Origin of the sequence: Bacillus spizizenii TU-B-10 (assembly GCF_000227465.1) — a bacterium.
Classification (GTDB): Bacteria; Bacillota; Bacilli; order Bacillales; family Bacillaceae; genus Bacillus; species Bacillus spizizenii.
The window spans coordinates 2,620,890-2,643,823 of sequence record NC_016047.1 but is presented as its reverse complement, the minus strand read 5'-3'; the positions used below and the strand labels follow the sequence as shown (position 1 = coordinate 2,643,823).

At 41.1% G+C, this 22,934-nt stretch carries 28 protein-coding genes and 3 pseudogenes; 23 read left to right on the top strand and 8 right to left on the bottom strand.

The window, feature by feature from the left end; genetic code table 11:
* Positions 1–28: 28 nt before the first annotated feature.
* Together phrE and rapE are read right to left on the bottom strand one after the other, a co-directional pair.
* Positions 29–163 carry a phosphatase RapE inhibitor PhrE gene (gene phrE / locus GYO_RS35220; RefSeq protein WP_014114495.1) on the bottom strand — a complete coding sequence of 45 codons (135 nt, stop codon included), beginning with the start codon at positions 161–163 and terminating at the stop codon, positions 29–31.
* Positions 153–1,250, bottom strand: coding sequence for a response regulator aspartate phosphatase RapE (rapE, locus tag GYO_RS35215; protein ID WP_041521012.1), 1,098 nt, complete (start codon positions 1,248–1,250; stop codon positions 153–155). The genes phrE and rapE overlap by 11 nt, the downstream gene beginning before the upstream one ends.
* A 661-nt stretch (positions 1,251–1,911) precedes the next feature.
* Here rapE and GYO_RS35210 point away from each other — a divergent pair.
* From GYO_RS35210 to GYO_RS43430, 9 genes and pseudogenes are all read left to right on the top strand, one after another.
* Positions 1,912–2,571: a helix-turn-helix transcriptional regulator gene (locus tag GYO_RS35210; RefSeq protein ID WP_014114493.1), complete on the top strand. Its 660-nt coding sequence runs from the start codon at positions 1,912–1,914 to the stop codon at positions 2,569–2,571.
* 11 nt (positions 2,572–2,582) lie between these two features.
* The gene (locus GYO_RS35205; RefSeq protein WP_014114492.1) at positions 2,583–2,957 is read left to right on the top strand and encodes a RidA family protein; all 375 of its coding nucleotides are present in this window, start codon (positions 2,583–2,585) and stop codon (positions 2,955–2,957) included.
* Between the two features lie 75 nt (positions 2,958–3,032).
* Positions 3,033–4,136: a threonine synthase gene (locus GYO_RS35200; RefSeq protein WP_014114491.1), complete on the top strand. Its 1,104-nt coding sequence runs from the start codon at positions 3,033–3,035 to the stop codon at positions 4,134–4,136.
* A gap of 43 nt (positions 4,137–4,179) precedes the next feature.
* Positions 4,180–5,154: an asparaginase gene (locus tag GYO_RS35195; RefSeq protein ID WP_014114490.1), complete on the top strand. Its 975-nt coding sequence runs from the start codon at positions 4,180–4,182 to the stop codon at positions 5,152–5,154.
* 78 nt (positions 5,155–5,232) lie between these two features.
* Complete coding sequence (locus GYO_RS35190; RefSeq protein WP_238528878.1) at positions 5,233–5,565, top strand: RidA family protein; 333 nt, start codon at positions 5,233–5,235, stop codon at positions 5,563–5,565.
* The gene (locus GYO_RS35185) at positions 5,562–6,668 is read left to right on the top strand and encodes a D-TA family PLP-dependent enzyme (protein ID WP_014114488.1); all 1,107 of its coding nucleotides are present in this window, start codon (positions 5,562–5,564) and stop codon (positions 6,666–6,668) included. Before GYO_RS35190 ends, GYO_RS35185 begins: the two co-directional genes overlap by 4 nt.
* 71 nt (positions 6,669–6,739) lie before the next feature.
* Positions 6,740–7,990: an alanyl-tRNA editing protein gene (locus GYO_RS35180; protein ID WP_014114487.1), complete on the top strand. Its 1,251-nt coding sequence runs from the start codon at positions 6,740–6,742 to the stop codon at positions 7,988–7,990.
* Positions 7,991–8,556: 566 nt separating this feature from the next.
* Positions 8,557–8,735, top strand: a pseudogene (locus GYO_RS44120) (hypothetical protein).
* Positions 8,693–8,889, top strand: a pseudogene (locus GYO_RS43430) (recombinase family protein); the annotation flags it as partial. The pseudogenes GYO_RS44120 and GYO_RS43430, both read left to right, overlap by 43 nt.
* Here the strand turns inward: GYO_RS43430 and GYO_RS44330 are convergent.
* Positions 8,855–8,936 (bottom strand): annotated as a pseudogene (locus tag GYO_RS44330) (hypothetical protein); the annotation flags it as partial. The pseudogenes GYO_RS43430 and GYO_RS44330 overlap by 35 nt on opposite strands.
* A gap of 75 nt (positions 8,937–9,011) precedes the next feature.
* On the bottom strand, positions 9,012–9,740 hold the full coding sequence (gene sigK / locus GYO_RS35165) for an RNA polymerase sporulation sigma factor SigK (RefSeq protein ID WP_013308023.1): 729 nt from the start codon (positions 9,738–9,740) through the stop codon (positions 9,012–9,014).
* Between the two features lie 195 nt (positions 9,741–9,935).
* On the opposite strand from sigK, the gene nucB reads away from it, so the two are divergent.
* Positions 9,936–10,346 carry a sporulation-specific Dnase NucB gene (nucB, locus tag GYO_RS35160; protein WP_014114486.1) on the top strand — a complete coding sequence of 137 codons (411 nt, stop codon included), beginning with the start codon at positions 9,936–9,938 and terminating at the stop codon, positions 10,344–10,346.
* Between the two features lie 32 nt (positions 10,347–10,378).
* Here nucB and GYO_RS35155 read toward each other — a convergent pair whose 3' ends face one another.
* Entirely contained in the window at positions 10,379–11,095 is a 717-nt protein-coding gene (locus GYO_RS35155) for a YqeB family protein (protein ID WP_014114485.1), read from the bottom strand.
* 324 nt (positions 11,096–11,419) lie between these two features.
* Between GYO_RS35155 and gnd the strand changes: the two genes are divergently transcribed.
* Positions 11,420–12,313 (top strand): phosphogluconate dehydrogenase (NAD(+)-dependent, decarboxylating), encoded by an 894-nt coding sequence (gene gnd, locus GYO_RS35150; protein ID WP_014114484.1) that lies wholly within the window; start codon positions 11,420–11,422, stop codon positions 12,311–12,313.
* Positions 12,314–12,331: 18 nt separating this feature from the next.
* Here gnd and GYO_RS35145 read toward each other — a convergent pair whose 3' ends face one another.
* Positions 12,332–12,958, bottom strand: coding sequence for a TVP38/TMEM64 family protein (locus GYO_RS35145; protein WP_014114483.1), 627 nt, complete (start codon positions 12,956–12,958; stop codon positions 12,332–12,334).
* Positions 12,959–13,152: 194 nt separating this feature from the next.
* On the opposite strand from GYO_RS35145, the gene GYO_RS35140 reads away from it, so the two are divergent.
* Together GYO_RS35140 and GYO_RS35130 are read left to right on the top strand one after the other, a co-directional pair.
* A complete protein-coding gene (locus GYO_RS35140; RefSeq protein ID WP_014114482.1) occupies positions 13,153–13,905 on the top strand; it encodes a peptidoglycan recognition protein family protein in 753 nt (250 codons plus the stop codon).
* Positions 13,906–14,156: 251 nt separating this feature from the next.
* Complete coding sequence (locus GYO_RS35130; RefSeq protein ID WP_014114481.1) at positions 14,157–14,888, top strand: SGNH/GDSL hydrolase family protein; 732 nt, start codon at positions 14,157–14,159, stop codon at positions 14,886–14,888.
* A gap of 305 nt (positions 14,889–15,193) precedes the next feature.
* Here GYO_RS35130 and GYO_RS35120 read toward each other — a convergent pair whose 3' ends face one another.
* Positions 15,194–15,334: a sporulation histidine kinase inhibitor Sda gene (locus GYO_RS35120; RefSeq protein WP_003226124.1), complete on the bottom strand. Its 141-nt coding sequence runs from the start codon at positions 15,332–15,334 to the stop codon at positions 15,194–15,196.
* A gap of 360 nt (positions 15,335–15,694) precedes the next feature.
* Between GYO_RS35120 and GYO_RS35115 the strand changes: the two genes are divergently transcribed.
* Genes GYO_RS35115 through GYO_RS35080 form a run of 8 tightly spaced genes read left to right on the top strand, consistent with a single transcriptional unit; the run spans position 15,695 to position 20,707 of the window.
* A complete protein-coding gene (locus GYO_RS35115) occupies positions 15,695–16,213 on the top strand; it encodes a YqeG family HAD IIIA-type phosphatase (RefSeq protein ID WP_003226126.1) in 519 nt (172 codons plus the stop codon).
* Between the two features lie 3 nt (positions 16,214–16,216).
* Positions 16,217–17,317, top strand: coding sequence for a ribosome biogenesis GTPase YqeH (gene yqeH / locus GYO_RS35110; protein WP_014114480.1), 1,101 nt, complete (start codon positions 16,217–16,219; stop codon positions 17,315–17,317).
* Positions 17,318–17,335: 18 nt separating this feature from the next.
* The gene (gene aroE / locus GYO_RS35105) at positions 17,336–18,178 is read left to right on the top strand and encodes a shikimate dehydrogenase (RefSeq protein WP_014114479.1); all 843 of its coding nucleotides are present in this window, start codon (positions 17,336–17,338) and stop codon (positions 18,176–18,178) included.
* On the top strand, positions 18,172–18,462 hold the full coding sequence (gene yhbY, locus GYO_RS35100) for a ribosome assembly RNA-binding protein YhbY (RefSeq protein WP_014114478.1): 291 nt from the start codon (positions 18,172–18,174) through the stop codon (positions 18,460–18,462). Before aroE ends, yhbY begins: the two co-directional genes overlap by 7 nt.
* Positions 18,463–18,473: 11 nt before the next feature.
* A complete protein-coding gene (locus GYO_RS35095; protein ID WP_014114477.1) occupies positions 18,474–19,043 on the top strand; it encodes a nicotinate-nucleotide adenylyltransferase in 570 nt (189 codons plus the stop codon).
* A complete protein-coding gene (yqeK, locus tag GYO_RS35090) occupies positions 19,033–19,593 on the top strand; it encodes a bis(5'-nucleosyl)-tetraphosphatase (symmetrical) YqeK (protein ID WP_014114476.1) in 561 nt (186 codons plus the stop codon). Before GYO_RS35095 ends, yqeK begins: the two co-directional genes overlap by 11 nt.
* Positions 19,594–19,610: 17 nt before the next feature.
* Positions 19,611–19,967 (top strand): ribosome silencing factor, encoded by a 357-nt coding sequence (gene rsfS, locus GYO_RS35085; protein WP_003237112.1) that lies wholly within the window; start codon positions 19,611–19,613, stop codon positions 19,965–19,967.
* Entirely contained in the window at positions 19,964–20,707 is a 744-nt protein-coding gene (locus tag GYO_RS35080; RefSeq protein ID WP_014114475.1) for a class I SAM-dependent DNA methyltransferase, read from the top strand. Before rsfS ends, GYO_RS35080 begins: the two co-directional genes overlap by 4 nt.
* A 65-nt stretch (positions 20,708–20,772) precedes the next feature.
* On the opposite strand, the gene comER is transcribed toward GYO_RS35080, so the two are convergent.
* Entirely contained in the window at positions 20,773–21,594 is an 822-nt protein-coding gene (gene comER, locus GYO_RS35075; protein WP_014114474.1) for a late competence protein ComER, read from the bottom strand.
* An 83-nt stretch (positions 21,595–21,677) separates the two neighbouring features.
* Here comER and GYO_RS35070 point away from each other — a divergent pair, with 83 nt between their 5' ends.
* Both GYO_RS35070 and GYO_RS35065 read left to right on the top strand, forming a co-directional pair.
* Entirely contained in the window at positions 21,678–22,295 is a 618-nt protein-coding gene (locus tag GYO_RS35070) for a helix-hairpin-helix domain-containing protein (RefSeq protein WP_014114473.1), read from the top strand.
* Positions 22,296–22,361: 66 nt separating this feature from the next.
* Entirely contained in the window at positions 22,362–22,931 is a 570-nt protein-coding gene (locus GYO_RS35065; RefSeq protein WP_014114472.1) for a ComE operon protein 2, read from the top strand.
* Positions 22,932–22,934 lie beyond the last annotated feature (3 nt).

Sequence of the window (22,934 nt, the reverse complement as noted above, 5' to 3'; positions counted from 1 at the left end):
GGAATTAGAACTAATGTTGTTTATCGAATCAAACAAGGAATTCATGAGTAGGTGCTAGAGTTACATTCCGGGATGCTTCCTTCATTTCGCCATTAGACATAGATCCGAAAAAGGCAAGTCCAATTAAAACGGCGGATAAACTGATAAACAATTTAGATTTCATACATGCATTCCCCTTTCGATATTTGCTTTTGAGCATATACCATCTTCTTGAAACAGATGACGCTATCCTCTATTTTTCCATTATAATCGAAAAGGTTGCCTCCTAACAATGCCAGATCTTCCAGATAAGGGTATCCTTTGCCGTTCTCTAAACGAGAGAAAATGTTGAGGAGTTTAGGTGTATCGCCATTTCTTATATAAAGAACGTCTAATGCTTCAAATAAGTTCATAAAAAGTTCGTCTTTAAAATCTACAGCACTTCTAATTCCTTTGCGGAAGCAATCCATTGCTTGTTCTTTTTTGCCTTGTTTAAAATAAATCAATGCTAGGTCATGATAAGCTTGCGGAAGTACGTCAGAGTTAATTTTTCTGTATTGAACCAAGGCTTGTTCGATGTAACGAGCAGCCTTATTTAAGTTGTCCATTTTGTGATAGCAATTGCCGAGATTGAAAAATGCGGTGGCATAGATGTGAGTATTTTTACTTTTAAGCAGCTCAGCACCTTTTAAAGCTTCTTGAAGGTGGGGGAGAGCTTTTTCATGGTTTTCAAGGTCATCGTAGTTACCGGCTATGACAAAATGGCACTGTATACGCCGAACAGAATAAAGTTCATGTTTTTTATAGATATTGTATGAAAGCTCGGCGTAGTGCATTGAGATATGAGTCATTTTCATATGATAATAGACTTCGGATAACTTAAAATAAAACTCAGCTTTTTCAATCTTGTCAGAGATCGTTGGAATTTTGCGTTCAGCTTTTTTGTAATATGTAATGGCCTTTGTGTATTCACCGTTTCTAAACTCATACATCCCGCGGAAGAAGTTATAATAATAAGCGCGCATATTATCTAGTTTTTTCTTATGCCCTTCTATTTTATTTAAATATTCTGAAAGTTCCATTCGATTTTCATCAGTTGGCAGCGTGTATTCTAACATAATTTTATGGCGAAAGGCCATCAATTGATAATAAATAAGCAAATCTTGATCTTCTTCCATAACCTCTATATCACGTTCTATTTCAGCTTTTAACATTTCAGCATCAGTAACGTTGAATTTTTGAATATGCCTATGCCATTCATTAATCTTCATTCCCACTTCAGCTGATGTGATGATATCAAGATATTCACCCTTCCCTTAACTCTACTAGTAATGTAAATATTAACAAGTTTTCGTTCGCAGAAAAAGGCAATAAGGCACCGCAATTTAAATTTTCGGTGAGACCGCAATAACTTTTTGGTTCTCATGAAGAATCTGTGCGATGGGGAATTAGGTGGTTTTGGAGATTAGTTCATTAAAAAACTCACTTCGTAGATAAGATAGACCTTCAAAAGCTGGTTTTAAAATTGCAGGAGATCAAGTTTGGGACTAATGGGAAGGGGAAGAACCTTCATTTTTTTAATTGGACGGATTAAAAACAGTGCCCATATTATCCCCGTATTGAGTAAAAAATGATTCAAATAAATATACAGGCTTTTGTAACTGATCCACTTTATTGAGGGACTCGATTTAGATGAAGATACCAAAGCATATTGGTATCTTTTTTGTTGTTGGAGTTATTAAACCTCTTTTGGAGTTCATGCCAGGACACCAATGACATTGGCACAACAATTTTAATAACCGATATTATTTACTGGGGAAAGAAGAAGGGTTAATCTAATTATATAAAAAAATATATTTTTCTTTCATTTTCATATAAAAAAATATATAATAAAATCGATTAAAGGAAAAGTGAAAGTTAGGTGTTTAGGGTTTGACTGAAGCAAAACAGATATTAAAAAGTTATATACCATTTGCAAAAACGATAGGGGAAATGTTTGGGTCAAATTGTGAAGTCGTCATTCATGATTTGACAACACCGCAGTCTTCCGTCATTTTTACAATGAATAACCATGTGACGGGAAGAGAGGTTGGCCAATCCTTTGATCACTTAGTGAGAAAGGTTCTTTTATCCAACGAATTTAAAGGTGATTACTTAGCAGGATATGAAATCCAAACTGATGATCGGAGAACAATAAAATCATCGACTACCCTCATTAGAGATGGCCACCAGCAGGTGATTGGGGCATTTTGCATCAACTATGATATGAATGTCATGATTCAAATGAAAGAAGTACTAGATGCATTTATACCTGGCACTGAAAAGAACAATCAAATACAAGCTCCAAATACGGTGGAACAGGAAGCTTCCATTCAGAATGTAGAAGAGATCACGAATCAGTTAATTGAACAAATTGTAGCGAACCGCAAACATTCTCTGATGAAACGCCCGGAAAAAATCGAGCTGATTAGATTTATGGATGAAAAGGGGATATTCCTCATGAAAGGTGCGGTTGATAAAGTGGCAGAACAATTAGGTATTTCAAAGGTAACTGTCTATAGTTATTTGGATGAAGTGAAAAAAAGACAATAGGAGTGAGTAGAGTGGAGAGTATTTTTGAGGCAGGGAATTTAAAATCGAACGGTCATTATGCCTTAGCTGTGATTCATCAAAACACGGTCTATGTATCAGGGCAATTTGCCATTGATCCAATCACGCAGGAAAAGAAATTTGGCACCATTGAAGAAGAGACTTTGCAGGTATTGTCAAATATAGAGTATATCTTAAAAAAAGCCGGCAGTCATAAAGGAAAAACTTTAAAGATAACCTTATATCTTCACGATATCAATTTGTTAGACCGTGTTGACAATGTCTGTCAGGGTTTTTTTCACGATTATCGCCCAGCACGGTCAGTTGTTTCGACGAACGAGCTGCATTACGGTTTTCAGGTTGAAATTGAAGCAATCGCCAGTCTGTAATATATTTTTTTGTCTAAAACATATAAAAAAATATATAAAATATAAAAAAATATATAATAGGAGAGTCTAAAAATAATGGAACAGTATCAATGTCATTCTTGCCGTACGAAATACAATGTGTCTGAACAGGTGTGGAAATGCCAGTGTGGCGGAGTGTTAGACCTTGTAAAAGAAAAAGTAGAATGGTCCGATTCAAAAGTGCTCAAAGATATTCCTTCTATGTGGAGATATATTGATGCTATGCCATTTGATCGCGACTCCACCATATGGAGCGGCATCACTATGGGGGAGGGATACACACCTTTAATCGTGTTAGACAGCGGGGAGCCGAACACTCTTGTGAAAGTGGACTATATGATGCCTACTTTGTCTTTTAAAGATCGCGGTGCTGCTGTATTAATAGCTAAGGCAAAGGAGCTGGGAGTGAAGCATGTGATAGCTGACAGCAGTGGAAATGCAGGGACATCTATTGCAGCTTACGCCAAGCGGGCTAACATCGCATGTGACATATTTCTTGGGAAGGGTACATCACCTAAGAAAATCGCGCAGGTGAAAGCGCATGGGGCCAACGTTCGCGAAATTGAAGGCACAAGAGAAGATGTGGCCGAAGCAGCGCAAAAGGCTGTGAATATAGAGAAAAAATTCTATGCAAGTCACGTTTTTAATCCATATTTCTATGAAGGAACAAAAACGTATGCCTTTGAGATTTGGGAACAAATGAATGGAGAGCCGGATACGCTTATTATTCCAGTTGGCAATGGTACGTTATTACTTGGGGTTTACTATGGATTTAAAGAATTACTAGAGAACAAATGTATAGACAAAATGCCAAGACTGGTTGCGATACAGGCAGAGAATTGTGCGCCGTTAGCAAAGGCATTTATCAACAATCAACAAGTTGCTCAACCCGTCGAAAACAGGGGAACACTTGCAGAGGGCATCTCGATTGCCAAACCGGCAAGATCAGCTCAAATATTAGAAGCCATCCGTGCCACAAAAGGTCAAATCATTACAACCAATGAGGAAGAGATTCTAAAAGCTCGTACAGCATTAGCAAGTAAAGGCTTTTATGTTGAGCCAACAACAGCAGCTAACTATGCAGGATATTTAAAATACGATCATTCTTCTGATGAAAAAATCGTGATTCCATTATGCGGGGCTGGGATTAAATCTAATTAGGAACGAAGAGAGAAACATTTAATATGAAAATGGGGGAGTTATCATGGAAAACAAGAAAATCATTTTACTGAGTACCGGCGGTACAATTGCAAGTAAGCCTGATCCTGAAACAGGTCTATTAGAAGCAGGTGCTATGACAGGTGAAGAGCTTTCTGAAATGTGTCGACTGCCTTCTCATATAGAGATTGAAATCAAGTCAGTCTTTCAAATGTCAAGCAGTCATATGACTTTTCATCACCTTGACATTCTGAAGCAAAATATAGAGAGTTTCTTCCGGAATGAGGATGTTGCCGGAATTGTGATATCGCATGGAACAGATACCCTTGAAGAGACTTCGTATTTCCTTGATCTGGTTATTTCTGATGAAAGGCCGGTCGTGTTAACGGGGTCACAAAGAGGACCGACACTTGAAGGTACAGATGCATTTGTGAACCTAAGACAAGCTTTCTTATTAGCGGCACATCCTGATGCGCGAGGCTTAGGTGTAACAGTGTTGTTTAATGAGAGGGTCTTTGCTGCTCGATATGTGAAAAAACAGCATGCGTCAAATGTTGATGGTTTTTTCTCTCCGGGATTCGGTTATTTGGGAACGGCTGATCAAGATGAGATCGCAATTCATCAAAGATTAATCAAGCGTGAGACGTATCAACTAATTCAACCATTGCCAAATGTAGAACTTATTAAGTGTTCACTTGGATCAGACGGAAAGTTTATAGATTATGCAGTTAAGTGCGGAAGTGCAGGAATCATTATTGAGGCGCCGGGAAGAGGGCATACGGCTCCAGCAATATTAGAAAGTGCAAAGAAAGCCGTAGAGAAAGGGATTCCTGTCGTTCTGACAACAAGTGCTGACGAAGGTGAAGTCAAGGGAGTATATGGATTCAAAGGAAGTGCTTCAACATATGCAGATGCCGGAATTATACTAGGCGGCAGCTATGACAGTAAGAAAGCAAGGATCAAACTCGCTGTTTTGCTGGCTGCTGGACAGAAGATTGATGAGGCTAGCTTTAAATATTAAGAATAATAGGGGGAGATTATATTGAAGCCTGTACACACTAAGTATTCAACACGGGATGGGGGCCATTACGTGCCAGCTATGGAACACAATGATGTTCTCTATATTTCAGGGCAGTTATCGATGAATCCGGAAACGGGGAAAATTCCAGCTGGGGGCATAAAAGAAGAAGCAAAACAGGCATTGGCAAATATGGAGTTTGTCCTCAAGGAACGGGGATTAGCCAAGGAAGATGTGATATTATGCAGACTTTATACCCCAGATGTAAAGTATTGGCCGGATATCAATGAGGTTTATGCTCATTTCTTCGGCAATCATAAACCGGCAAGAGTAGTTGTTCCATCAAATCATTTATATGCCGGATGTCTGGTTGAAGTTGAAGCCATTGCAGCGATAAAGGAGGAGGTACAATGAATTATATAGAATTAGATACACCAGCTCTTTTAATCGATAAAGACGTGATGCAAGGCAATATGAAGTATATGCAAAATTACGCTAATGAACAGAAAGTAAACTTACGACCTCATACAAAAACACATAAAATGCCTAAATTAGCTAAACTACAAGAGGAAATGGGAGCTATAGGAATCGCTGTGGCGAAAGTAGGAGAAGCTGAAATAATGGCCATAAATGGTTTGAAGGATATTTTTATTGCAAATGAGATTGTTGGGAAATCAAAGATTGAACGTATTAAAAAACTATCTGAAACAATTGATATCTCCTTTGGTATTGACAGTGTGTATCAAGTGCATGAGATTGAAGAAGTATTTGAAGGAGCCACAAAGAAAGCCCAGGTGTTAGTGGAAATTGAAGTAGGAGAACAACGCTCTGGGATTATTGAAGAACATGATTTTCGTACTTTATTAGAATTAATCAAAACGTGTAAAAATGTCGAGCTTAAAGGAATCTTCTCACATGACGGGCATTCTTATAAAGCGAAAAGTATAGAACATTGTAAAGAGCTTTATAGAGAGAGTGTAGAACGAACATTACATTTTGCTCGAATAGCGGAAGAAATGAACCTTAAGCCGAAAGTAATAAGTATTGGCTCTACCCCTCCCTTCATGTTTAAGTTTGATATTCCAGAAGGAGTTACAGAAATTAGACCTGGTACTTACATTTTTATGGATGCCTCACAGGCAAATGTAATTGGTACGTATGATCGCTGTGCAGCTTCTGTACTCACAACCGTGATTAGTAAACCAACAAAAGAACGAGTCATTACAGATGTAGGGGCAAAGGGAATTACCGCCCAAACACGAAGTGAAGGGCTTACAGCAACCAAAGGGCTTGGTCGTATCAAAGAATACGAGGGCGTTTACATTCATGGAGTATTCGACGAACATGCTATTATTTACAATGCAGACTTTAGAAACCAAGTGAATATAGGAGATAAGGTTCAAATTATTCCTAATCACATTTGTCCGGTTGTTAATTTACATGAAAAAGCCTATCTAGTCTCTAATGGAGAAGTTGTAGACGAAGTAGACATTGAGGCTAGAGGCAGACTTCAATAATTATAGCATGAAGAGCCTTTTTAAAAATATCCATAACGTATTTGGAAAACTTCATATATAAGGGGATAGGCATGAGCATACGTAATCACAAACTATTTTACAAAGATCCCTATCTAAAAACGTTTGAAACGAAAATCTTGAAACAACAACAGGACAAAAAAGGTGATGTTTACATTACCTTAGAGAAAACAGCCTTTTATCCAACCGGCGGTGGCCAGCCACATGATATAGGGACATTGAATGGAGTCAAAGTTTTAAACGTTGAAGAGGTAGATGGAGAAATTCGTCATTATATAGAAAGGGCTTTACCACATTCAGATGATAAGGTCGTTGGGGTTATTGACTGGGAACGACGCTTTGATCACATGCAACAGCACACGGGTCAGCATATTTTGTCAGCGGCATTTGCACAGTTGTATGATATTCATACAGTTGGATTTCATCTTGGAAAAGATATAGTTACCATTGACCTTGACATATCAGAATTAACAGAGGAAATAGTAGGAAAAGCAGAGAAGCTTGCAAACGACATGATAATGGAAAATAGACCAATAGTTACAAAGTGGATAGAATATGATGACTTAGTAAATTATCCAATTCGTAAAACCCCATCTGTAAAAGAAAATATTCGTCTTGTCATTATCGATGAATTTGATTATAACGGATGCGGTGGAACACATCCTAGTGCTACAGGAGAAGTCGGAGCAATTAAAGTATTGAATTGGGAAAGACAAAGAAAAAAAATTCGTTTGTATTTTGTATGTGGTAATCGGGTAATAGCCCAATTCGATCAAAAACAAAAGGTATTGGTTGAATTGACTGGATTGCTTAATCATCCTGAAGGGGAATTAAGTGAAGCTGTAAAACGTTCACTTGAAAATGTAAAGAAGCTAGAGAAAGAGCTTCTAGAATCTAATGAAAAAATACTTCAGTATGAAGCCAATGATTTATTAGCCAACAGCACAATTCAAAATGATACTGTAGTTATTATTAAAACCTTTTCAGATCGATCTATCCAAGAACTTCAAAAGCTAGCAAAAATGATTGCCGAGCAAGAAAAACGATCCCTTATTTTTCTCTTATCAGAGAACGATAATCGCTACCAACTGGTTTGTGGGCGAGGATCAACAAATAAAATGGACATGAGAACCCTTATGCAAGAAAGCCTTTCTCTTATTAATGGAAAAGGAGGGGGAAATAAAACGTTAGCTCAAGGTGGAGGGACTGCGTCATTAACAAAAAAGGAATTTCTGAGGAACGTTATTAACATTATAGCTAAACAAATAAAGTCAGAGGAAATACGATATTCGATTAAAAAGTAACTTCTTTAACTTAATGTAAGGACTCAAAATAAAGAATATGAAAAGTGTCAAAATTTACGAATGACTTTTGTGTAAATATTCCTTTAGAGAAATAAATTTCTGGGAAAGTCCAGATAGAGAAACATTAATTAGCTGCAGTAACTATTTGATAACTATACCAATTATTCAGAATAACCAATGATATGGATTTACTATGTTGAGGGACTCGATTTAGATGAAGATACCAAATCATATTGGTATCTTTTTTGCTTTATATTTATTATAGGAGTTCATGACTTGTCACCAATAACATGTCATGTATCTTTCTGGTGATGAAAAAGCTACTCCATTTTTACTCCACAATATGAATAAATCATTGCAAAACAACATAATCAAAATAAATAAACACTGATATATAAAGGTTTTTTAACAGAAAACACAGTTTCACTTTATTGAGGGCCTAGTGGGTGTCGAAAAACCGATGATTTTAACTATCGGTTTTTTTACTGCTTTTTTATACTCATTGAAAATCACCTCATTAGGACAAACAGTTATTACATAGCATTACCCAAGGGCTGATGCATTTAATGAAGGTAATAATCATCGAGGGACCGCAAGCTGACAAATGCATTATCGATTGCTATCATTATTTAATAAAACTTTATAGGAAGGAGATCCAGGGTGATAGCAATATATGTAAGGGTATCGACCGAGGAGCAAGCGATCAAGGGATCGAGCATCGACAGCCAAATTGAAGCCTGTATAAAGAAAGCAGGGACAAAGGATGTGCTGAAGTATGCTGATGAAGGATTTTCTGGAAGCTTTTAGAACGTCCGGCTTTGAATCGCTTGAGGGAGGATGCCAACAAAGGACTTATAAGTCAAGTCATTTGTTACGATCCTGACCGTCTTTCTCGGAGAGCTTATCAGCGATGACAAAAAATGATTTTTATAACTCTTTCATATATTCTTTCTCTAATTCTTTTAAAAGAAACTTTAATGAAATAGAGAAAAGCCGGAATATTAAACCCGGCCTCCCCGAATCATTTCCCCTTCGCTTTCTTCCGCTTTTCCTTCTCCGCCCGGTAAAACTCATGAAACATCTTCATCAGCGCCCGCTTTTCAATCCGTGATACATAGCTGCGCGAGATACCGAGTTCTTTGGCAATCTCACGCTGCGTTTTTTCCTTCTTCAAATCAAGCCCAAACCGCCCGACAATCACTTCTTTCTCACGGTCATCTAAAATGTCAATGTATTGTTTCACTTTTTCAAGCTCCATATTGAGTTGGATCGTATCTATCACGTCTTCGTTTTCTGATTTCAAAACGTCAATCAGGCTTATTTCATTCCCTTCCTTATCCTGCCCGATCGGATCATGAAGGGAAACGTCTTTTTTTGTTTTTTTCAATGCACGCAAATGCATGAGGATTTCATTTTCAATACACCGCGCGGCATACGTCGCCAGCTTTGTCCCTTTTCCGGCGGAATAGCTTTCAATTCCTTTGATCAGCCCGATTGTTCCGATGGAGATTAAGTCCTCTGCATCCTCACCTGTATTTTCGAACTTTTTCACAATATGGGCGACCAAGCGAAGATTATGCTCAATCAGCATGTTTCTGGCATGTTCATCCCCTTTAGCCATGAGCTCTAAGTATTTTTTTTCCTCGCTGCTTGAGAGCGGTTGTGGAAAGGCATTGTTTTTCACGTAAGATACTAAAAAGACAAGCTCTTTAACAACAAAGCCGAGCGCTGCGAAAACACCTGTCACCATCGTCACCTCCACAAAAGTATGTAGGCAAAAGCCTATATGTAAATGTATGTGAGCGGGAGGCTGTCTGTGTCTGTACCGGGAAATTTCTCGCAGGGGAGCTTGGCTTTTGTAAGCAGCATATGAATTTCAAATTTTAAAAATAATCTTTATCAAGCGCCCATACATTGAAATGAACAAATGTATGGGGGGATGAGAATGAAAAAATGGATGGCAGGCCTGTTTCTTGCTGCAGCAGTTCTTCTTTGTTTAATGGTTCCGCAACAGATCCAAGGCGCTTCTTTGTATGACAAAGTGTTGTATTTTCCGCTGTCTCGTTACCCGGAAACGGGGGATCATATTAAAGATGCGATTGCAGATGGTCATTCTGATATTTGCACCATCGACAGGGATGGAGCGGACAAAAGGCGGCAGGAATCATTAAAAGGAATTCCGACGAAGCCGGGCTATGATCGGGATGAGTGGCCGATGGCGGTTTGTGAGGAAGGCGGCGCAGGAGCTGATGTCCGATATGTCACGCCTTCTGATAATCGCGGGGCCGGCTCGTGGGTAGGGAATCAAATGAGCGGTTATCCTGACGGCACCAGAGTGCTCTTTATTGTGCAGTAATCAAGAAGAGGCTCTTTCTTGAGCCTCTGTTGTTACGTTCCTTCGCGATGCTGAATGTTCGGAGGATAGGTTTGTGCTTTTCGCCAATACTGGCGTGTTCCTTCGTCTCGAACAACGATACCCAGCTGTGCCAGTTCGAGACGGAATTCTTCAACATCGTCTGTTTCCTCGTCTTTCAGTGCATGGTGACGAGCTTTCAATAAAGCATGGGCGCCTGGCGAGAGGTCTGGTACATCAGGTATCCACCGGCGAAATTGATCTTTAAACGGATCACCATCTGTTGACCATTCGTAATGATGCTGTCTAAAGGCCTTCTCGACGTTTACTGGTTTTTCATCAATTTCTTCCCGTACTAATTCATATCCGGCTGTTCCTAAGAGGACAAGCCGTTTGTGATCGATAAACACAAGAGCGATGTCGTCGGAACGAATCGTCTGTACTTTCTTTCCTTTGGTTAATTCCACTGTGTCATCTGTTATCTTTACAGACAACAGCATTGCAATAACAGAGTGAGCGAACCAAATCCCCGCAGACATTCCGAGCAGGGCAGTAATAAATGCAGCTGCCTGAAAAGAGGTGACCAGCCGGAGCGGTCCTTCAAAAGGAATCCACGGGAGGGATAATGCCCATTTCGCAAATTGCGGGATAAAATACCCGATTGTAAGTCCGATGATTGCAAGTACGGCGTATAAAAAGTATGCAGTGGTTTTCGTAACTCCAATGAGAGTGTGAGATTGATCGCGCAACATGTCACCTTCTTTTACTGAAAAAATCGAATTCTCTTCCCATATTTTAACTTAAAGTGGTGGTAAATCAAGGATAAACTGATGGTTTTTGTTATAAAAGGAGAGTCGGTAATGGGGGAACAAAAACATAAGAAATGCACCTGATTTTGCAGTCGTGCAAGTAAAACCGATAAAGCGCTTCGGAAAAAAATCTGATGCTGAACAACGCAAATTAAAATGGAGGAAGGCGCAGTGAAATCCTGTAGCCTTTTGTTTTTTGCGTATCACAATACATTTCCAAGGGAACATAAAGAGTAAAGGCTTTTTAGACAACCAGGAGGAACAGACATGAAAATCGGATTAATCGGCTTAGGGAAAATGGGCATAAACATAGGAAAGCAATTCATAGACCGCAATCATCAAGCGGTCGGGTATGATGTAAACCAAGCGGCTGTTGATGAACTGAAAGCATATGGGGCTGAGGGGATAACGAATCTAAAAGAGTTGATTTCTTCATTAGACACGCCGCGTATACTATGGGTTATGGTGCCGCATGGCGTTGTCGATGCTGTTTTGCGTGATGTGACACCTTTATTAAGCAAAGGCGATATTGTCATTGAAGCCGGAAACTCTCATTATAAAGAATCGATTCGCCGCTACAATCAAATGAAAGAAGCGGGTATTCATTATCTCGATGCCGGAACGTCGGGCGGAATGGAAGGTGCGCGCCATGGAGCCTGTTTTATGGTGGGAGGTGACCCCGAAGCATGGGAGATTGTAGAGCCGCTGTTTCGGGATACTGCCGTCGAAAACGGATATCTATACGCAGGTGAAGCGGGAAGCGGACATTTCTTAAAGATGATCCATAATGGCATTGAGTACGGAATAATGGCGGCGATCGGTGAAGGATTCGAAGTGCTTGAAAACAGCCAATTTGATTTTGACTACGAAAAGGTTGCGAGAGTGTGGAATCATGGCTCTGTCATTCGCTCTTGGCTCATGGGGCTGACTGAGCGAGCGTTCTCTAAAGATGCGAAGCTGGATCAGATCAAAGGCATTATGCATTCCTCAGGTGAAGGAAAATGGACGGTGGAAACCGCGCTTGATCTGCAGACGGCAACTCCGGTGATCGCTATGTCGCTGCTGATGAGATACCGTTCTTTAACAAACGATACGTTTACAGGAAAGGTTGTCGCTGCGCTTCGAAATGAATTCGGAGGCCATGCGACAGAGAAAAAGTAAGGGGGCGAACAGGCCTCCTTATTTTTTTTGCACTTTCAGCAGATGAGGGAACTTTTTATAAATGATCAGCATCATGATCAGAATGTAGGCTCCGTAAATACTGAAAGACAGTAATTTATTGCTGGTAAAATGAGCGCCTGCAATAGTGACAACGATAATATTCGGGATTTTTCCTATGAAAGACGCGAAGAAAAAAACATGCCAGCGAACCTGACTCAGTCCGCATATCACGTTCATGACAAGAGAAGGAATAACCGGAATGAGTCTTCCTAGTAAAACAGCGGCAAAAGCATTTTTGTGGAAGGAAGCCTCGTAGCTTTGGATGGCAGGATAGGCCTGAACTTTTTTTCTGGCCCAATCTCTAAAGCTGTACCTGGCGAAAAAAAACAGCATCATTGTACCAAGCATTGATCCAGTTAATGTAATCCAAATCCCATTGGCCATTCCGAACACAGCGCCATTTAAAGCGGCAACCAAAGCAAACGGCACAATTGGAAAAAAGACATCAGCGGCAATCAGCAGCATACTGAATAAAACAGAAAACAGCCCTCCTGCTTTGATTGCATCAAGCCAAGCTTCTTTCTGAAAAAAACCGACTGCAATGATAGTAATCATCACGATGATACCTAGTATCTTTTTTAACATTTCTATGGTCACTCCCAACTAAGGTGATGTCAGGAGCCAAAATCTCCGTCATCTAGGATTAGTATAACTGGTGTCATTTCAGCGGTTCAACTGAAAACGGTGTATGGATTGGGAACACAATTCTTTTTTATCTTGTAAAATAGGCTGTCCAACTTTCTGTTTTCTGCATTTCTTAATAGTAGGGAGGGATAGAAATGGTCACGATAAAAAAGGATTTTATACCGGCATCGAACGATAATCGTCCTGGCTATGCGATGACACCAGCTTACATTACGGTGCATAATACAGCGAATACCGCAAAAGGCGCGGATGCGAAAATGCATGCCAATTATGTGAAAAATCCAAGCACATCTGAAAGCTGGCATTATACAGTTGACGATTCAGTCATTTATCAGCATCTCCCGATAGATGAAAACGGCTGGCATGCGGGTGACGGCACAAATGGGACAGGGAACCGCAAATCGATTGGGATTGAAATCTGCGAAAATGCTGACGGCGATTTTGAAAAAGCAACAGCAAATGCCCAGTGGCTGATCCGAAAACTAATGAAGGAAAACAATATTCCGCTGAAACATGTCGTTCCCCATAAAAAATGGTCCGGGAAAGAATGTCCGCGAAAACTCTTGGATCAGTGGAGTTCTTTTATAAACGGAATTTCTTCCTTCAATACACCTCCAAAGGAGTCATCTCCAACATATCCGCTGCCGTCAGGGGTTATCAAACTCACTTCGCCTTATCGAAAGGGCACGAACGTCCTGCAGCTGCAAAAGGCTTTAGCCGCGCTTCATTTTTATCCTGATAAGGGCGCCAAAAATAATGGAATAGACGGGGTTTATGGACCGAAAACAGCGAATGCCGTCAAGCGTTTTCAGCTCATGAACGGATTAACGGCAGACGGTATCTATGGACCAAAAACGAAGGCCAAGCTCAAATCGAAGTTAAAGTGAATGTGGGACTTAAGGGATAGCCTGTTTCCAGTGTGGATTCAGGTTATTTTCTTTCCTATTAATTGCGTGTTTTTTCGATTGAGGAGAAGGGAATTTGAAAAGAATCACCTGATATGCCGCATTAAAAGAATGATTTTCATTGAGGGGGACACGTTAACAATAGGAAAAAACAGTGATAACGAAAAAAACTCTTCGTTGAATGAAGGGAAACAGAGGTATAACATTAAGGTAAGGCTTTTGGGGGTGTAAAGATGAAGCATTTTTTTATCCTTTTTCTTCTGCTGTTTGTTACAGCAGGATGCGAAGGAAGGGGATATGAAGACGTTGTAGCATTTGGTGACAGCAATACGCGAGGCTCTAATTGGGATTATCGCGATTATCCAAAAGCACAACAGTGGGTCAATATATTAAAAACGGCTGAGCGCGGAAAGCTTGATATACTCAATGCGGGAATCGGCGGACAGACGACAGAGGATGCCCGTCTGCGGTTTCAGACAGATGTTCTGGATCAAAAACCGAAGCATTTGTTTATTATGTTCGGCACGAATGATGCCGCGATACTGACTGAGGGGAAACCGCGAGTGTCGAAGCAGCGTTTTAGAGAAAATCTGGTTTATTTTATTAAAGAAAGCAGAAAACACGGGATCAAGCCCATCCTAATGACATGTATCCCAATTATTGAAGGAAACGGGAAGCATCATCTGTTTTACTATTCGAGATATAAAGCAGCTTCTTTTGAACCGAAAGGCGGGGCGAGGAAATGGCACAACTCATACAACGATATTACAAGAGATGTGTCGAAGCGCCTGGATGTCCCTCTTGTAGACAACTGGAAGCATTTTATAGAAGCAGACGGCGGAAAAGCAACTGATGAAGCGCTTATCCAATCCGGTCTGATAGATCCTTCAGGCAATCATATGACACCTAAAGGGGCAAGGATTGTATATGAAGGAATACAAGATGGACAGGTTTTGAAGTACTGAGCCGGACAACGGCCTAAGCCGTTTTATTTCTCCTACATAGGCTGTTATAAACCTTATTTAAGGAGGCGCTTCACATGTATGGCGCAGGCAGAGCATATGGATACGCTTTTATCGTTGTTTTAGTTGTTGTTCTCCTGGTTGTGGGCGGCATATATTGGTTAGCATAGTAACCAGCTCTTTAAAACACCTCTTTTTAGGGGTGTTTTTTACTGAAAACAGTAGTAAAGCCCGTAACCGAAGTGATATAATATCAGTCATCTGAGTAAAAAAAGGAAATACGCCCGGAAAAAATAGACAAGTTCCTATTAAGAAGATACGGAAATAATATGTCCGAGCGATCTTCTTTTTATTTCGTTTTCAATTAACTCGATAAAGTCACGGTTTAAATTCATTTCGGTGGCTTTGAAATAAGATTCTATTAGTAATTCATCAGACAGTTTTCTCATGCTAGGAACCCAATTAATGGGAGAGACACCTCCTTAAAAGTTGGAATCATTCATGATTTTAACGCATACATTGATAAGTTGCGTTCATCTGTGGCTGAAGTTATCTTTAATCTACCATGAATTGCATATAAGAACAATCGTTCTGTTATCCACACCAGAAAGTGGATAACTTGTGAGTATCGTGTTTATAATTTGTCTAAAGAGTGATGTAATAAGAGTGGATAGTGTGTGTAATTTTATCCACACCTGGTGAAGAAACCCAATTTTTGTCGAAATTTTTTTGCTCAGTTTTTCTTTAGGCGCAAGTTCGATTTTTTTCGACAATCATTTTGAGAGAAAGAAAAGGGAAGGGTGCGGGTTTTGTTAAAAAAGTTTTTTTTACCTGACGAGTTTGTAAAAAATATTTTTCATATTACACCTGAGAAATTAAAGGAACGAAATGTAAAAGGAATTATTACTGACCTGGATAATACGCTTGTTGAGTGGGACAGACCGAACGCGACGCCGCGTTTAATCGAGTGGTTTGAAGAAATGAAGGAGCACGGCATTAAAGTGACAATTGTCTCTAATAATAATGAGAGAAGAGTAAAACTTTTCTCAGAACCGCTTGGAATCCCATTCATTTATAAAGCAAGAAAACCGATGGGCAAAGCCTTTAACAGAGCGGTGCGCAATATGGAGCTGAAAAAAGAGGACTGCGTTGTCATCGGAGACCAGCTGCTGACTGATGTACTCGGAGGAAACCGAAATGGCTACCATACAATTTTGGTCGTGCCTGTCGCTTCTTCTGACGGATTCATTACGCGCTTTAACCGCCAGGTCGAACGCAGAATACTGAGTGCTCTCAAACGAAAAGGGCACATTCAGTGGGAGGAGTAAGAAATGGATAAGGTTGTTTGTATCGGCTGCGGAGTTACAATCCAAACCGAGGACAAAACAGGTCTGGGATACGCGCCGCCTGCATCGCTTACGAAAGAAAATGTGATTTGCCAGCGCTGCTTCAGACTGAAAAACTATAATGAAATACAAGATGTTTCCTTAACGGATGATGATTTCTTAAACATTCTTCACGGTATTGGGGAAACGGATTCTCTTGTTGTTAAAATTGTTGATATTTTTGATTTTAACGGCAGCTGGATCAATGGGCTGCAACGCTTAGTGGGAGGAAACCCCATCTTATTGGTTGGGAATAAAGCGGATATTTTGCCTAAGTCTTTGAAAAGAGAGCGTCTGATCCAGTGGATGAAGCGTGAGGCGAAAGAGCTTGGCTTAAAACCGGTTGACGTGTTTTTGGTCAGTGCGGGACGCGGCCAGGGGATCAGAGAAGTAATTGATGCGATTGAGCATTATCGCAACGGCAAAGACGTCTATGTTGTCGGATGTACCAATGTAGGGAAGTCAACCTTTATTAACCGGGTTATTAAAGAAGTGTCAGGTGAAGAAGATATTATTACGACATCCCAATTTCCTGGCACAACCCTTGATGCAATTGAAATCCCGCTGGACGACGGCTCAGCGCTTTATGATACACCGGGAATTATCAACCACCATCAAATGGCGCATTATGTCAATAAAAAGGACCTGAAAATACTATCTCCTAAAAAGGAGCTGAAACCTCGCACATTCCAGCTTAACGATCAGCAAACACTGTATTTCGGCGGACTTGCAAGGTTTGATTATGTGTCAGGGGAAAGGTCTCCTTTTATTTGCTATATGCCGAATGAGCTGATGATTCATAGAACAAAACTGGAAAATGCAGATGCACTTTATGAAAAGCATGCAGGGGAATTGCTCACACCTCCGGGAAAAGATGAAATGGATGAGTTTCCGGAATTGGTCGCCCATACGTTTACGATAAAAGACACAAAGACAGATATCGTTTTCTCAGGGTTAGGCTGGGTAACAGTGCATGACGCCGATAAAAAAGTAACTGCTTACGCGCCAAAAGGCGTTCACGTATTTGTTCGGCGTTCATTAATTTAATGAAAAGGGGAGAGGAGTATGAAAAAGCTGTTCGGGGTTATCGGAAATCCGATTGGCCATTCCATGTCACCTGATATTCATAACGCATCATTGAAAGATCTCAGTCTAGACGGACATTACCATGCCTTCAAAGTAGAAGAGGATGATCTGGAAGATGCGGTAAAAGGAATAAGAGCACTCGGCGTACATGGAATCAATGTCACTGTTCCGCATAAGGTTTCCATTATGGATTATCTGGATCATATTGATGATAGTGCAAAAGTGATCGGTGCCGTAAACACGGTCAGAAGAGAGGGAGACAAGCTTGTCGGATACAATACCGACGGGGAAGGCTTTGTGAAGTCATTAATGAAGGTATTGGACAAGCCCATCTCTGAACTGTCATTCTTAATGATCGGCGCGGGCGGGGCGGCAAGAGCCATCTTTACAACAATTGCCCGCAATGTCCCGAAAAAGTTTGACATTTGCAATCGGACGTTGGAAAAAGCAAAGCAGCTTACAGAATCCACTCCCTCGTTTCACAATAAAGAAGTGTTAAGCATAAAAGAAGCAGAAGAACGGCTTGAGCAGTATGATGTAATTATCCATACAACGTCTGTGGGCATGTATCCGAACGTGGACGATGTGCCGATTTCATTACAGCGTGCTGCAAGCAGTGCCGTCGTATGTGATATCGTGTATAATCCAATTCAGACGGCTCTTTTAAAAGAAGCACACCAAAAAGGCCTGAAAACACTCGATGGAGTGGGCATGTTTGTTGAACAGGCAGCATTGTCTTTCCAGCTGTGGACTGGACTAGAGCCTGATATTGAAAAAATGAGATCAATTGTCATAGGAAAATTAGGAGGAACAGAATGTTAACAGGTAAACAAAAACGTTTTTTGCGTTCAAAAGCGCATCATTTAACGCCGATTTTTCAAGTAGGTAAAGGCGGAGTAAACGACAACATGATTAAGCAAATTGCTGAGGCGCTTGAAGCGAGAGAGCTGATTAAAGTCAGTGTTCTTCAGAATTGCGAAGATGATAAAAACGATGTAGCGGAAGCCCTGGTAAAAGGAAGCCGCTCTCAATTGGTGCAGACAATCGGCAATACGATTGTGTTATATAAAGAATCAAAGGAAAATAAACAAATCGAGCTTCCTTAAAGGTGGTTGAAATGAAGAAAATCGGAATTTTCGGAGGCACGTTTGATCCTCCGCATAACGGTCACCTCTTAATGGCCAATGAGGTGCTGTATCAAGCGGGGCTTGATGAAATTTGGTTTATGCCTAATCAAATTCCGCCGCATAAACAGGACGAAGACTATACGGACAGCTTTCATCGCGTGGAAATGCTGAAGCTTGCGATTCAGTCTAATCCGTCCTTTAAGCTGGAACTGGCTGAAATGGAAAGAGAAGGGCCTTCATATACCTTTGATACCGTTACTTTACTGAAGCAGCGTTATCCGAATGATCAGCTGTTCTTTATTATCGGTGCTGATATGATTGAATATTTGCCGAAATGGTATAAGCTGGACGAGCTGCTGAACCTCATTCAATTTATTGGAGTAAAGCGCCCCGGTTTTCATATTGAAACCCCTTATCCGCTTCTCTTTGCAGACGTTCCGGAATTTGAGGTATCATCAACTATGATAAGGGAACGGTTTAAAAGCAAGAAGCCCACTGACTACTTAATCCCTGATAAAGTGAAGAAGTATGTAGAGGAGAATGGTTTATATGAATCGTGAGGAGGCACTTGCATGCGTTAAGCAGCAATTGACCGAACACCGATATATCCACACGATTGGCGTGATGAACACGGCGATCGAACTTTCGGAGCGTTTTGGAGCCGATCTTAAAAAAGCGGAAACAGCGGCTATTTTTCATGATTACGCCAAATTCCGTCCGAAAGAAGAGATGAAACAAATTATTGCGCGTGAAAAAATGCCTTCGCATTTATTGGATCATAATCCGGAGCTGTGGCACGCTCCGGTCGGCGCTTATTTGGTCCAAAGAGAAGCGGGGGTTCAAGATGAAGACATTCTTGACGCCATCAGGTATCATACCTCTGGGCGGCCTGGCATGACACTTTTAGAAAAAGTCATTTACGTTGCCGATTACATTGAGCCCAATCGGGCATTTCCTGGGGTCGATGAGGTGCGTAAGCTTGCTGAGACAGATTTGAATCAAGCGCTGATTCAATCCATCAAAAATACCATGATGTTTCTTATGAAAAAAAATCAACCGGTTTTTCCAGATACATTTTCAACATATAACTGGCTTGTGTCTGGCAACTGAACAGGAGGAATTTGTGAATGAATCAAAAGTCCATTTTAAAGATCGCAGCTGCGGCTTGCGATGATAAGCGGGCAGAGGATATTTTAGCACTGGATATGGAAGGCATTTCTCTGGTTGCTGATTATTTTCTGATCTGCCACGGGAATTCAGATAAACAGGTGCAGGCGATCGCCCGTGAAATCAAGGATCAGGCTGAAGAAAACGGCATTCAAGTCAAAAAGATGGAAGGCTTCGATGAAGCAAGATGGGTGCTCGTTGACCTTGGCGATGTGATTGTCCATGTCTTCCACAAGGACGAAAGAAGCTACTACAACCTTGAAAAGCTGTGGGGAGACGCTCCGCTCGCAGATCTTGAGCTTGGAATGAACCAATGATTTACCAAGGTTTTGCAAGCGTGTATGACGAGTTAATGTCACACGCACCTTACGATCAATGGACAAAGTGGGTTGAAGCATCTCTCCCGGAAAAAGGACGTATCCTCGATTTGGCATGCGGCACGGGAGAAATCTCAATCCGGCTTGCCGAAAAAGGCTTCGAGGTCACGGGGATCGACCTCAGTGAAGAAATGCTTTCCTATGCCCAGCAAAAGGCCTCTAGTAACCAGCCTATTCTTTTTCTGCAGCAGGATATGAGAGAGATTACCGGCTTTGACGGCCAGTTTGACGCTGTTGCGATATGCTGTGACTCGTTAAATTATTTAAAAACGAAAAATGATGTAATCGAAACCTTTAAAAGTGTATTTCGGGTGTTGAAGCCCGAAGGCATTTTGCTGTTTGATGTTCATTCATCTTATAAAATGGCCGAAGTCTTTCCGGATAGCACATTTGCTGACCAGGACGAAGATATCAGCTATATTTGGCAGAGCTTTGCCGGAAGTGAAGAGCTGTCTGTCATTCATGACATGTCGTTTTTTGTGTGGAACGGAGAAGCGTATGACCGCTTTGATGAGACGCACGAGCAAAGAACATTCCCAGTGGATGAATACGAAGAAATGCTGAAGAGCTGCGGCTTTCAGCTTCATCGCGTGACAGCTGATTTTACGGATTCAGAGCCATCAGCACAATCAGAACGCCTATTTTTCAAGGCGCAGAAATCAAAAACCATCGTTTCCTAAGACGATGGTTTTTTAAAATGCTTTTTTATGCTTTTGCAGTACAGACAAACGTATGACATACTCGTCTACACATGAAACTGCTTCTTCACTGCGGATATATCCTCTTCGTACTTCAAATGAGTATTTTGAAATACCCGGTGAAACATATCCTGCACACCGCTTTCCAGCGCTTTAATGCCTTCTCCGGTCACTCCGCCTTTAACGCAAACCTTTTCCTGTAATGCAGGCAGGGTATACAATTCGGTTTCTAACAGTTTCCCCATTCCGACAAGCATTTCCTTACACATCAGAATGGCGTCCTGTTTGGACACTGACGTTTCAGAAACGGCTGCATCTATAAACCGCTGAATCAGATAGCTCATAAAAGCGGGACCACAGCTTACGATATCTGATGCCACCCTCGTGATGTCACTTTCAATTTGCAGCGGATGAGAGATATGCTTCATCAGCTCATTGATTTTCGCTTTTGCAGATTCTCCGCAGCTTGTGCCGAAAGTGACGAGAGAAACGCCTGCCAGCGCCCTGTTCGTAATACTTGGGATCACTCGCGCTACTTGACATGGCACATACTGTTCGAGCTGTTCGGTTTGAACTGGGCTTGTAATTGAAATGAGAATATGATCCTTTCTCAAATAAGGTAACGCTCTTGCAAGTAAAGGGTATATATCAAGCGGCTTAACACAAATAAAAATCATCTCGTTCTCAGATACAAGCTTTTCCAGACTTTCTGTTACGTTTATGCTGTTGTAGCGGTTTTTTATGTGCAACGCTTTTTCAATTGTGCGGTTTGTGATTGTCATGTTTGAGGGATCGGCTGCTTTTGATTCAATAAATGATTCTATAAGGATCGTACCCATATTTCCTGTGCCGATAAAGCCTATCTTCAATGATTTCCCCTCCTTTTAGCTATTATCCTCTAAACCATATGTGTTACCAAAATAAAATATGACGAAAGCGGGGAACATGCACGATGAATTGGTTGAACCAGCATAAGAAAGCAATTATTTTAGCGGCTTCTGCGGCTGTTTTCATAGCGGTTATTTTCTTCCTGGCCAGTGGGAAAAACAAAGAGCCGATGAAGCAGACTGTATCAACTGAGACAGAAAATACGGAGGTAAAGCAGGAAGCATTCAAAGACGAGTCAAACGAAACGATTGTGATTGACATCAAAGGTGCTGTTAAGCATCCTGGTGTTTATGAAATGCGAACAGGGGACAGATTATCTCAGGCAATTGAGAAAGCCGGCGGGACCAGTGAACAAGCAGACGAAATGCAAGTGAATTTGGCGGAGCTGCTGCAGGACGGGACAGTGGTGTACATCCCGAAAAGGGGTGAGGAGACAGCGGTGCAGCAAGGAGTCGGAGGCGCCATCCAAAGTGATGGAGGGAAGGGGGCGCTGGTAAATATCAATACTGCAACCTTGGAGCAATTACAAGGCATCTCAGGGGTGGGGCCATCCAAAGCTGAAGCTATTATTGCATACCGGGAAGAAAATGGGCGTTACCAGACAATTGAAGATATCACGAAGGTTTCAGGAATCGGTGAAAAGTCGTTTGAGAAAATAAAGTCTTCCATTACAGTAAAGTGATTTGACGGTCATGCATATTGATAGGTAAACTAAAGGTCAGGCAACACAACATTTGGAGGGAACAACGTGGAAAGAATTTCATGGAATCAATACTTTATGGCTCAAAGCCATTTACTGGCGCTGCGCAGCACCTGCCCGAGATTGTCTGTCGGCGCTACTATAGTCAGAGATAAACGTATGATTGCTGGAGGCTATAACGGGTCAATCGCGGGCGGTGTGCATTGTGCAGACGAAGGATGCCTCATGATAGATGATCATTGCGCAAGAACGATTCATGCGGAAATGAATGCAATTCTTCAATGCTCTAAGTTCGGAGTGCCGACTGATGGAGCGGAGATTTATGTAACGCATTATCCATGCATTCAATGCTGCAAATCTATCATTCAAGCTGGTATCAAAACGGTTTATTATGCTGAGGATTACAAAACAAATCCTTATGCACAGGAATTATTTGAACAGGCGGGTGTAACTGTTGAACAGGTTGAACTCGATGAAATGATCGTTGATCTGAAAAACAGAGAAAAGCTTTCATTTGTAGCGGGTCTTTTAGAGAAACTAGCGGATGCCGGTCTAGCAGAGGAAGATTTGAAAAAGATACATGAACAGGCTAATAGACTTTTCACGAGCTACGTGTGATTA